Below are 9,058 nucleotides of genomic sequence, written 5' to 3'. Positions count from 1 at the left end.
CCCGTCCGAGTACCCGTCGGACTGCTGTCCATCGGACAATCCATCCGAATAGCCGTCCGACTGTCCATCGGAGAACCCGTCGGACTGCCCGTCCGAGTAGCCATCGGACTGGCCGTCTGAATACCCATCGGACTGGCCGTCCGAATAGCCGTCAGACATTGGATCAGAGTTCTCAGAGGACATGGTTTGCAGCGTGGTAAAGTTGGATGTTTTGAGTCTTCGCAGTTGCGAGCCGGCTAGTTGCCAGCAGGCAGGGGCACGGGCAGGTGGGTCTGAAACTTCGGGAGCTTTTCCAGCGCCAGGAGATACTTTGCAGCAGCGGCTGTCACGGGATCCTCATCCTCAGTCAGCGCGCCCAGAGACTGCCTTGCCTGCGGCTTTTCTTTGGCCAGGGCCTCGATCAGGCGGTTCACTCCTTTGACCAGGGGTGTGGCATCAGGATTGGTGTAGGTCTGGATGAGGTACTTGAAGTCGTAGGCGCGCAGGTCTTGCTCTGGATTTTCGCTGTTGCCAGCCTCATTCTCCATTTCAACCACCTTGGCCAGGGAGTAGAGCGGGCATATGCCACGGAGCCCCTGCACGGCCCGAACGGGAGTTTGCGGGGTGATGTTTGAAAAGGCCAGGGGGATGGAGCGATCTCCATCCGCCGCGCTTGCAGATCCGTTGGTTTTCAGCGCCTCGGCCTGATCAAACGTGACCGGCCGCACCTTGCCAAAATACAGATAAGGAACGCCGATTCTGATGATCGGCACATCGTAGGCGTCATTGTCAAAATTCTCTCCATGAGTGAAGATGTCGGAATACTTCCGCGTCACCGCGAGCAGAAAATCATCCCCCTCGGCATTGCGCAAAACATTGGGGGCAAGCATTCCAGGCTTGCTCCAGTCTGCCCGTTTGGCACACAGCCGCTTGAGCCGCAGCACCTCCCCATTGCAGTCCGGGATGCTGAAGGAATCGATGGAATACACCACCGCGACGAAGTCTGCCTCCGCCAGCAGCTCCCCCAGGGCGAGCTTGGTGGGCGGAGGGCTCTGGAATGTTTCCGAGGGATCCAGAAACTCAACCGGCGGCGGGACGGAAGGCTCTGCGGCAGAGGATGACGAAGATGAAGAGGAGTAAGGCATGGCGATAAGAAAGGCTAAGTAAGTGGTGAGGATGCGGGTCTTCATTGGTGTCCTGGAAAAAGTCTGTAATTGGGAGCAATCTTGTCAGATACATTGTGGGCGTCCGTTTCACGCTGGGGCGATGTGCTCTTCGCATTTCTGACCTGCTCCTGCTCATAAATCCGACGCTGCTGATTGACCTGGTTTTTCACTTCTTGTTCGGCTCCCACCTTGATGTTGGAGGTGATGTTTTTCACCCTGTTGAAGAAGGTGGTCGGACTCCAGTAAGTGGACCAAGGTCCTTGATTCCACTGCCAGACGTGCCGATTCTCATGCGCCATGATCTTGTCGTAAAACTGAGATGTCGCAGGCGGACGAAGGGATACGGCTGCCGGAGTTCGGGCAAGGCTGCCAATGTCTTTGACATACCAATAGGTCTCCATTTGTCCGGGCTTCCCGCCAAAAACTTGCCGCTGCCCGGATGCAACCGTAACATCTCCCGTCAGCTTGGGCGGTTCGGTCAGCCCGCCGCTTGGATTAATCCATACGGTCCATTGCTTGGTTCCTTTGACTTTTTTGCCTTTGACCGTCGCTTCGCAAACGATCTTGTAGGTGCATTCGGGAGGTGCGGCGAACTTGTCATCCGGCAGCGCAAACCAATGCGCCTTGGAGACCGAGGTCGTTTGCTGATCCGTGCTGGTAAAAGGAACATCCGGATTATTACCGGCTCCAGGCACAGGCTCAAAACTCCACTTCCAGTCTGTGGCTTGCGCGGTTGACGGGGTCAGTTTGGCTTTAAAAGTGTCGGATGGCAGGCCCTCCTGCGTTCTGTCAGGCCCTTCGATCTCCAGCGTGACCTCCTCACTGCTGTTCGAACTCAACGAAGACAAGCTGCTGGAACTCGACGACGATGAGGAGCTGCTGGAACTTGAGGACGAGGACGAACTGCTGGAACTTGAGGAGGACGACGAACTGCTGGAGCTCGACGAGGACGAGCTGCTGGAGCTTGAGGACGACGAACTGCTTGAGCTTGAGGACGAGGCGCTGCTGGAACTCGACTCCGAGGACTTTGAGCTCAAGCTGCTCTGAGAAGACTCACTGCTGCGCGGGCTCTGCGAACTTTCCGAGGAAAGCAGGCTCTGACTGGACTCTGAGGAATAACCGTCCGAGGCCGATGAATAGCCATCGGACGGTCCATCCGAATAGCCATCCGAATATCCGTCGGAATATCCATCTGAATATCCGTCCGACGGTCCATCAGACTGCCCGTCCGAGTACCCGTCGGATTGCTGTCCATCGGACAATCCATCCGAGTAGCCGTCAGACGGTCCATCAGAGAACCCGTCGGACTGGCCGTCCGAATAACCGTCTGACTGCAGTCCATCTGAATACCCGTCGGACAAGCCATCTGAAAAACCATCAGACAGTCCGTCGGAATAGCCATCGGAATTACCGTCCGAATAGCCGTCAGACATTAAATCAGTATTCTCAGAGGACATGGTTTTGGAAGAGTTGGAAATTATTGGATATACGGCAAAAGTAACGAGGCAGGAAAAGTGCTAAATCCGACCATCCGATTGAACCGGCATGTTATCACCATGCTCTATCTTCAAATGCTTGCTGGTTAGTCTTGCAAAGGTATCGACTATGCCTTGCGGCGAGAAATATTTTTCGTAGTTATATCGAGACCGTATGCTGTAGGGAACCGGGTCGATGTTATAAAGATTGTGCAAGTCGGAGGGCTTTTCGAGATAGACATAGTCAATGCCAGGCTCAAAAGGGAACGGATATTCCGGCTTGTAGTTGAGGGCAATGGGCATGCCACAAGAGAGGTATTCCGCTTCCCGGCGATTCTTCCCTCCATTGCCTTTGCCTTTTAAAATCAGCCCCCAGGTGCATCTCTTGAGCGTTTCGTAATACGGCTCCTGCACCGATGGATTGGGGTTTCCTACAACCAAGTGAAACGAACTCATTGTTTGCATTTCGTTTATCCAACCACGCCTGTTTCTCCATGGCTTGCCTGAAAACGCCGCGATAAAATCTCCTCCGGGCATCCAGTCAAAAACGCCAAGCCTGAACGTAGAACGCGGGAAGATCAAAAACGGCTCAATCGGAATGGCCGGATATGCAGGCTTGTCGATCTGGCTGTATTGTATCTTTAATATCAATTTGATGTCTCGATAAAATGGATTTTGATCGAAAAAATTTTCATTGAGCTGTGATGTTGGGTTGGCAAAATCCCAGTCATCAATGAACACCATGTTGCCGTTCAGCTTCATGGGTTTCAAGCTTCCTCTTCGCCGCCCCAACCCGTGAAACGATGGAAACTCCTCAAAATTAACCTGGTATTTACCCGAGTTAATAATTTGTTGTGTGATGTAATTCCCCCATTGATTGTTCTTGGGCCGTGCAATGGTTAGCTGATGCATGTTAGATGAAATGTATCTCGCTTGAGTGACGAGCAGTTAATATGCTTTGGAGCGGCTTCTTGATCTCAGGAGAACCCAGGCGCTTGATTAGCTTTCATCTCTGGATGCAAAGGGATGTCCTGTGCCGGACAAATGTCCGAGGTTAGAAGCATCACTAACCACGTTCTCAATAAATGTGCTGGCATGCATTGGAGGCAATTTGGGTTTGAAAATGATTAAGGTTTGCGGCCCCTCTATCGAGACTTCAGCATCGATTATGTGACCCCACATAAATCAACAGCCGGATTAGCAGTTACATTGATAGCGCCGACAACTATTAACTAGTACCAAAGTGTTTATGCATGCAAGCATTTTTCTGCTCCCTTATCGCATAATTAGCTATTTTTCTTAGTTTTTCACTTAGTTGCATTGTTTTTCCAATCTCTGCATTCAATCAGGCTCCGTATCCGTTGCTGGAAGATCATGGCGGCCTGGATGCGGGCAAGGACCGGAGAGGAATGTACGCCAAGCATGATGGGCCGACAGCCCACCTCTCGTACGGGGGCGAAGCCTCGAAATACTACATGAGGAGCGGAGAGCGCCTGCCCTGCCCCACTTCAACCATGAAATCTTGAACTTGAAACTCTGCCTTCCCTTACGCCTTCATCTCGCTGATCTGCTTCGTCGCGATGCCGATGGGTCTGTCCAGGGGGACGCCGGCGCAGGAGAGCATGGTGGTGAGGAGGTCGCCTTGATTGCCTTGGGTGGTGTTTAAGAAGCGGCCGGTTTTGACGGTGCCGCCGGCTTTTCCGGCGAGGATGAAGGGGAGGTTTTCGCGGGAGTGTTTGTTGCCGTCTTCGAGGCCGGAGCCCCAGAGCATGAGGCAGTTGTCGAGGAGGGTGCCGTCGGCTTCGCGGATGCTGTGCATCCTTTTGATCATGTAGGCAAACTGGGCGATGTTGAAGGCGGTGATGGCGGCGACTTTGCCTACTTTGTCGGGCTGGTTGTTGTGGTGCGTCTGGGAGTGGTGCTCGTCTTTGAAACCGAGTTCGGGGTAGGAGACGCCGTTGGGCGTGGAGCCGATGTAGGTGCTCACGCGGGTGGTGTCTGTCTGGAAGGCGAGGACGTTGAGATCACACATGACCTGCATGTATTCGCTGCGCTTGTCGCCGACGGGGATTTTGATTTCGATGGGCGGGGTGTCGGTGGCGCGGTGGCGGCTGGGGGCGAGGCCGGCTTTTTCGAGGGCGGCTTCCTTCTGGCGGAACTCGATGGCGGCGATGCGGCGCTCGACGGCGCGGACGCTGTCGAGGTATTCATCGAGCTTTTGCTGGTCGTCCTGCGGGAGTTGTTTTCTCAAGTCGCGTGCGCCGGTGATGACGAGATCGAGCATGGAGCGATCAAGCGCCTGGGCCTGGGCCTGGGCGGTGGCGGCAGTGGATGCGGCGCTCTGTGTGCCGGGGGTGTTGCTTTGATTGAAGAGGCGATTGAGGACGTTGCGGGGATTGATCTCGGCGGGGACGGCCTGGGTGGCGGAGCGGAAGCTGCAGTGGGAGTAGTAGCCTTCGTTGAGCCCTTCCTGATTTTCCTTGTGCGTCTGCGGCATGGTGGCGAGCTCGAGCGACGGGAGGGCGGTGAGCGCGCCGACGTAATTCGCGGCGATCTGATCGGCGGAGATGGCGATGTTGATGCGGTTGCGCTGGCGGGAGTCGGGAAGCTGGGCGGTGAGCCAGGTGGAGAGCTCCAGGGCGTGGGGCGCGCCATTGAAGGGGGCGATGGGTATCCCGCCGATGCCTTTCATGAGGAGGCACTGATCAAGCACGCCGCGCAGGGACTCCAATGCGGGCGGCGGGGTGGTGAGGTAGCTCTCGGGCGTGGCGGGCCAGAACTGATCCATGATGACGCCGTGGGGCATGTACATGAAGCCTAGGCGGACGGGCGGGCGCGCTGCGGCGGCAGTGGCTGCTGCCGCGCCTTTTTTGGCGGTGTCTGCCCAGCCCATGACTTCGAGCAAGGGGAGCGCGAGGGTGGTGCCGAGGCCACGCAGGCAGGTGCGGCGGGAGATGAGGGGGCTTTTTGGCATGGGGGACGGAAGGTGGGGGGGCGTCCTCGTTATCGTTCTCCTGCTCGTCCTCGATCATGGCGCGACCGCTGGGTGATGAAGGATGGAAGAACTGAAAATTGAGAACTGAGAACTGAAAATTTTAAATTGGCCGGAGCGGGGCTGCTGGGGGTGAGTCGTTGCACTGTATGATACTGCGTGATGGGGTGGTTTCTAGCAGGGTGCGTGAGGGAAAGCGGCATCGCTCACGAGGTGCGCGGGGGGAGTGGCGCGGTGCGGCGGAGGTGTGGAGGGATCGGGACGAGCCCTCTCCGGAAGAGCCGCGAAAAAATCAGGTTGCCATACATTGCACTGCAATGCATGGTTGTGCTATGAAGCTTCAGAAAGAACTTACGGCGGCCTCTTCGGTGCCGCTTGTGCTGTCGATTCTCGCGGAGGGGGACAGCTATGGGTATGCGATCATCCAGCGGGTGAAAGAGCTTTCCGGCGGGGAGATCGAATGGACGGACGGCATGCTGTACCCGGTGCTGCACTGGCTGGAGGACCACGAGCTGGTGCGCAGCAAGTGGGTGGACTCGCCGACGGGGCGGAAACGGAAGTACTACCATTTGAAATCCGAAGGGAAACAGGCCCTGCGGAAGCAGCAGGAACAGTGGACCCTTGTGAACAGCGTACTCAACCAACTCTGGAGCCCCCGCCATGCATAACCTCGATCGATCCATCGCCGAATGGCGCAAAGACATCTCGCGCACGCGCGGCCTGGGGCCGGACACGCTGGACGAACTGGAGAGCCATCTGCGTGAGACGGTTCACGCGCTGGTGGAATCTGGTATTCCTGAGCCGGAGGCTGTGCAGCGGGCGATGGAGCAGCTGGGGCCGGTGGGTGAGGTGTCGGCGGAGTTTCAAAAATTAAGCCCTGCCACGTGGCTGCCCGTGAGGATCGTGAGGGCGTTGGCGGGAGTGTTGGCGTTGTCGATACTGGCTGAGATGGTGCTCTTCTTTCAGCAGCGTCCTTGGGATGCCTGGCTGGGTGCGCATGTCTTCACGCTGGCGCTAAGTCGCGTGGTGGAGGTGCTGCTGTGGGTGCTGGGGATTTGCTTTGTGATTCAGCGGAGCTTTGCGGATTTTTCGACGCGCCGCGCGGAGGCCCTCACGCGGGTGGTGCGTGTTTTCACGGCATGGGCCTGCGGGCTCACGTTGCTGGGAATGATTTTCGGCATGGGATATTCGCAGCAGCGATGGGGCCGCCTGTGGGGCTGGCATCCCACGGAGATCAGCGGGCTGTGCGTGCTGCTGTGGCAGGCTGGCTTTCTAGCGGTGCAGCGGTACTGGCGGCCAAGCGTTCGCAGCCTGTTTGTGGCGAGTCTTGCGGGCAGCGGCATCATTGTAGCGGCAGTGTATGGCCCGGTGCTTTTCGTCCTGGGAGCTCAGGCGCATGGCTCTGCGTTTTTATCACTCAGGCCCATTCTGCTGATACTGGCGGTGAATGCTTTGCTCATCCTGGTGGGGCTGGCCCCGGCGGGGTGGCTGCGAGTGCGGCGGGGCGTGGTGTCGTGATGAGGGAGGATCGACGTTGAACTGAGGCTTTGAGCCATGATTCGATCCGCACTCATCCTAGGCTCATGAAGCATCCTGAAAGTGTCTTTTCATCTCCGTCCGCCCTCCCAAATCATAAAGTCGCCCTATGAAAACCTGTCATGATGTCGTTCAAACGCTGGAGTCTTTGAGGGACAACCTGTGACGAGCAGGACGGAGGAAATGACGATGAGGATCCAGATGGCTGGGAACAGGAATAGAAAGCCTAAGTCCGGCCCAAAATAGGCGAGGAGGGGTGGTTGTGTGGTCATTCGAAGGGGCTGCTTTTAGGCGGATCGTATTTTTTTGATTTTTTGCATCCTGACCCCATTTTGAAGGGCTGCGGGGGCGCGGTTTCTTAACGGCCTGCTGAAGGGAGCCTGGGCGGGGTCACTTCACGGAGACTTGTTTGTCGAGCTTGTCGGTGGAGGAGCCGAAGAGGCCTTCGCGGCTTTTGGGGAAGCGGAAATACAGGGTCGATGGTTTGTCGTCGCTCCAGCCATCGACGGTGAGCAGGTCATCCGTGCCCTGGGTCCACTTGAGGGGCCATTCTTTGCCGGAGGCATTGGCCTGGGTGCCGGTGCCGTCTGCCTTGAAGGTGAAATGACTGCCGCTGGAGGTGGCCCATTTTTTCCCGACGAAGGACCGGGTCTGGCGGGAGGGTGCTTCGGAATTGCCGCCGAGTTTTTCGAGTTCGGTCTTGGCGGCGAGGGCGTCTTCGAGCTTTCCGGCCTTGGCGTAGGTGTCCTGCAGTTTCTGCAGTTCGCGGACATAGACGGCGTCGCTTGGCTGCAGGGCTTTGTCGCGCGACTGGACCCAGGTCTTGCGGAGGGTGGCGAGCTTGGCGGGTTGTTTGGCAGAGGTGGCGGCGGAGGCGGTGGCTGAAGCCGCTGCGGCGGCGTCTTCGACCACGCTCTGGCTTTCGTTTTTGACTGCCATGGCGTCTTCCAACTGACCGGCCTTGGTGAAGGTGTCGAGCAGCTTCTGCAATTCGCGCAGGTAGCTTTCATCGATGGGCTGTGCGGCACGGGCGCGGGCCTGCTCCCAGGATTTTCTGAGCATGCTGATCTGCGCGGGCTCTGCGGCGAGAGTGGATGCGCAGGTGACGAGGCTTAAGAAGCCGATGAGGACCAGGGCGCTGAATTTTTGAGTGTTCATAAGCGATGCGTTGCCTGCATTTATAGAGACCCGGGATCGAGAGGGAAGACTTTTCTGCCGCACCCACTGAGAAATGGACTGCGGGGTGGCGTGTCCGGCTTTTGCACGGGGCAGGAAATTGAAGAGAATGCTTAGCTGCTAATAAAGGCGGCGTGGAGATTTGTGATGAGCGCCTGGGGGCTGACGCTGGAGCGGCTTGCAACCGGGTGCGGCGAGCGCGGTGAGCCGGAAAGTATGCCATGATCTGCTTCTTTTGTTTAGTTTCTGGTATTTGGTGGATGTCCGGCCTGCGGAAAGCGGCAGCTGCGTTCGTTCCTCACTTCGCGACCGCAGTCCATATGGGGAGGCGTCGACGCGCGGAATTATTTGGAGTGCGGTCGCGCAGATGCACGGCGCAAGCCTGCATCGGAGCTACCGCTTTCGAGCGTCTCGTGGCGGGCGTGGGGTGAGCTGGCTGAGAGGAACTGGGGGCTGCCGCTTTCGGGTATTGGCTGGTAGGCGCGGGTCACCGAGGACGGCGAAAGCGGTAGCTGCGTTCGTTCCTCACTCCGCGACCGCAGTCCATATCAGAGGCGCGTGGTGGCGGTGCTCATTGCAGACGCTGCTGGCACCCGGCCTCGTGTTGAGGTGCTCTGGGTTTGCTGCCCGGATTGGCTTCCTAAACCCAGGGGAGCACTCGCTAAAGCTCGGCACCCCTGGGCTGAAAGACGGAAGGCCGTTGGCCTTCAAGACAAGGATGGCAATCTATCGCG

The 9,058-nt window shown here is 57.4% G+C and carries 8 protein-coding genes and 1 pseudogene; 3 read left to right on the top strand and 6 right to left on the bottom strand.

Annotation, left to right across the window (positions count from 1 at the left end; all coding sequences use genetic code 11):
• The 3 genes and pseudogenes from AC24GY_RS28735 to AC24GY_RS28725 all read right to left on the bottom strand — a co-directional run.
• Positions 1–183, bottom strand: a pseudogene (locus tag AC24GY_RS28735) (ABC transporter ATP-binding protein); the annotation flags it as partial.
• A 53-nt stretch (positions 184–236) separates the two neighbouring features.
• Positions 237–1,169 carry a hypothetical protein gene (locus AC24GY_RS28730; protein ID WP_487690147.1) on the bottom strand — a complete coding sequence of 311 codons (933 nt, stop codon included), beginning with the start codon at positions 1,167–1,169 and terminating at the stop codon, positions 237–239.
• On the bottom strand, positions 1,166–1,840 hold the full coding sequence (locus AC24GY_RS28725) for a hypothetical protein (RefSeq protein WP_487690145.1): 675 nt from the start codon (positions 1,838–1,840) through the stop codon (positions 1,166–1,168). Before AC24GY_RS28725 ends, AC24GY_RS28730 begins: the two co-directional genes overlap by 4 nt.
• Before the next feature lie 115 nt (positions 1,841–1,955).
• On the opposite strand from AC24GY_RS28725, the gene AC24GY_RS28720 reads away from it, so the two are divergent.
• A complete protein-coding gene (locus tag AC24GY_RS28720; RefSeq protein WP_487690142.1) occupies positions 1,956–2,192 on the top strand; it encodes a hypothetical protein in 237 nt (78 codons plus the stop codon).
• A gap of 470 nt (positions 2,193–2,662) precedes the next feature.
• Here the strand turns inward: AC24GY_RS28720 and AC24GY_RS28715 are convergent, their stop codons facing one another.
• Both AC24GY_RS28715 and AC24GY_RS28710 read right to left on the bottom strand, forming a co-directional pair.
• Positions 2,663–3,532, bottom strand: coding sequence for a hypothetical protein (locus AC24GY_RS28715; protein WP_487690139.1), 870 nt, complete (start codon positions 3,530–3,532; stop codon positions 2,663–2,665).
• 634 nt (positions 3,533–4,166) lie between these two features.
• A complete protein-coding gene (locus tag AC24GY_RS28710; protein ID WP_487690136.1) occupies positions 4,167–5,594 on the bottom strand; it encodes a DUF1552 domain-containing protein in 1,428 nt (475 codons plus the stop codon).
• Positions 5,595–5,944: 350 nt separating this feature from the next.
• Here AC24GY_RS28710 and AC24GY_RS28705 point away from each other — a divergent pair, with 350 nt between their 5' ends.
• Positions 5,945–6,280, top strand: coding sequence for a PadR family transcriptional regulator (locus AC24GY_RS28705; protein WP_487690133.1), 336 nt, complete (start codon positions 5,945–5,947; stop codon positions 6,278–6,280).
• Entirely contained in the window at positions 6,273–7,130 is an 858-nt protein-coding gene (locus AC24GY_RS28700) for a permease prefix domain 1-containing protein (protein ID WP_487690131.1), read from the top strand. Before AC24GY_RS28705 ends, AC24GY_RS28700 begins: the two co-directional genes overlap by 8 nt.
• A gap of 408 nt (positions 7,131–7,538) precedes the next feature.
• Here AC24GY_RS28700 and AC24GY_RS28695 read toward each other — a convergent pair whose 3' ends face one another.
• A complete protein-coding gene (locus AC24GY_RS28695; protein WP_487690129.1) occupies positions 7,539–8,306 on the bottom strand; it encodes a hypothetical protein in 768 nt (255 codons plus the stop codon).
• Positions 8,307–9,058 lie beyond the last annotated feature (752 nt).

It is taken from the genome of Prosthecobacter sp. Pr1 (assembly GCF_057652315.1).
This window is presented reverse-complemented; position numbering and strand designations above follow the sequence as displayed.

Bases quoted from the DNA above. Each gene is read 5' to 3' on its own strand.
- AC24GY_RS28695 (WP_487690129.1), bottom strand. From the start codon at position 8,306: ATGAACACTCAAAAATTCAGCGCCCTGGTCCTCATCGGCTTCTTAAGC.
- AC24GY_RS28700 (WP_487690131.1), top strand. From the start codon at position 6,273: ATGCATAACCTCGATCGATCCATCGCCGAATGGCGCAAAGACATCTCG.
- AC24GY_RS28710 (WP_487690136.1), bottom strand. From the start codon at position 5,594: ATGCCAAAAAGCCCCCTCATCTCCCGCCGCACCTGCCTGCGTGGCCTC.
- AC24GY_RS28730 (WP_487690147.1), bottom strand. From the start codon at position 1,169: ATGAAGACCCGCATCCTCACCACTTACTTAGCCTTTCTTATCGCCATG.
- AC24GY_RS28705 (WP_487690133.1), top strand. From the start codon at position 5,945: ATGAAGCTTCAGAAAGAACTTACGGCGGCCTCTTCGGTGCCGCTTGTG.
- AC24GY_RS28715 (WP_487690139.1), bottom strand. From the start codon at position 3,532: ATGCATCAGCTAACCATTGCACGGCCCAAGAACAATCAATGGGGGAAT.